General features: G+C 63.7%; 1 protein-coding gene and 1 other annotated feature. The gene reads right to left on the bottom strand.

Features of this window, described 5'->3' with window-relative positions; translation table 11 throughout:
• Positions 1-30: 30 nt before the first annotated feature.
• A protein-coding gene (locus EUC46_RS12395) for an IS3 family transposase (RefSeq protein WP_421701862.1) occupies positions 31-1,352 on the bottom strand; the annotation gives its coding sequence in 2 pieces (ribosomal slippage) (positions 31-1,070 and positions 1,070-1,352; 1,323 coding nt in all).
• Positions 949-1,077, bottom strand: a sequence feature (AL1L pseudoknot). It overlaps the preceding gene by 129 nt.
• Positions 1,353-1,403: the final 51 nt, after the last annotated feature.

Genomic DNA, 1,403 nt, shown 5'->3' with positions numbered 1-1,403 from the left:
TGTCAAGCCCTGGGTTTTGTGGAGGGTGTTTTATCTGGAGCCGGTGGTTGCCGGCTGGGGTTCGTCGATTGTCTGGCTGGTGCTCTGGTTGTCGGCTTGGTCGGTGTCGTCTGGTGGTGGGGTGTAGGCCTGTTCGTGCTCGATGGGGGTGTGCATGTCGATGGAGGAGTGGGGGCGGGTGGTGTTGAACCAGTGCACCCACTCGGCAGTAGCGATCTCGACATCGTCGATGCCCTTCCAAGGGCCGTGTTCGTCGAGGTAGAGGCGGTTGCGGATGAGTTCGGCTTTGTACAGTGAGTTCAGCGCTTCGGCCAGCGCGTTGTCGTAGGAGTCGCCCTTGGATCCCACCGAGGCGACGGCCTCGCAGTCGGATAGGGTCTGCCCGTAGCGGATGGCTCTGTACTGCACACCCCTGTCGGAGTGGTGGATCAGGCCTGTCAGGTCGGCGCCTTCTCGCCTGCGCTGCCAGATAGCCATTTTCAGGGCGTCCAGAGCCAGATCGGTATACAGACTGGTCGAAGTCTGCCAGCCCACGATCCGCCGGGAGTACACGTCGGTGATGAAAGCGACATACACCCAGCCGCTGAAAGTACGCACATACGTCAGGTCCGCCACCCACAACTCATTGGGGCGCATCGCCGAGAAGTGGCGGTTGACTAGATCCTCGGGGCACTGATCCGGCCGTGCGCTGCGCGTGGTACGCGGCGACTTGGTCCGGCGGATCCCGCACAGCCCCATATCCCGCATGAGACGCTCCACGGTGCAGCGGGCCACATGCCCCGCGCCGTGGCGCTCGACCGTCTGGGAGCGGTTGAGCATGACCTGCATCTTGCGGGCCCCCAGCACTTGGTAGTTGTCCTTGTGGAGGCGGTCGATCTCGGCTTTGAGGACCACGTCGCGTCTGCTCCTGGCTGACGGGGGACGGGTCTTAGCCGCGTAGTAGGTGCTCGGGGCGATCTTGATGCCTGAGGCGGTCAGGACCTGGCAGATCGGCTCGACCCCGAACTCGTCCTTGCGGGAGTCTATGTACTGGCAAATCATCGAGATGGGCGGTCGAGCTCCGCCGCGAAAAAAGCCGAGGCGCTGCGCAGGATCGCGTTGGCTCGACGTAGCTCACGGACCTCTTTCTCCAACTCTTTGATCCGCTCGGCCTCGCTGGTCGACCTGCCCGGCCGGCTGCCCGCGTCCACCTCGGCCTGACGCACCCAGGTCCGCAGCGCCTCCGGGTGAATACCCAGCTCCTCAGCGACCCGGCGGGTCGCGCCTCTAGCCCGATCCGGATCCTCCATAGCCTCCAGCGCCATCCGAGTCGCCCGTTCGCGCAACTCCAGGGGGTACTTCCGTCGTCCCATAGCAGTGATCCTTCCTATCATCACCGCCTCCATTAAACCCGGAACGATTCA

It is taken from the genome of Actinomyces oricola (assembly GCF_004104015.1).
Classification (GTDB): Bacteria; Actinomycetota; Actinomycetes; order Actinomycetales; family Actinomycetaceae; genus Actinomyces; species Actinomyces oricola.
This window is presented reverse-complemented; position numbering and strand designations above follow the sequence as displayed.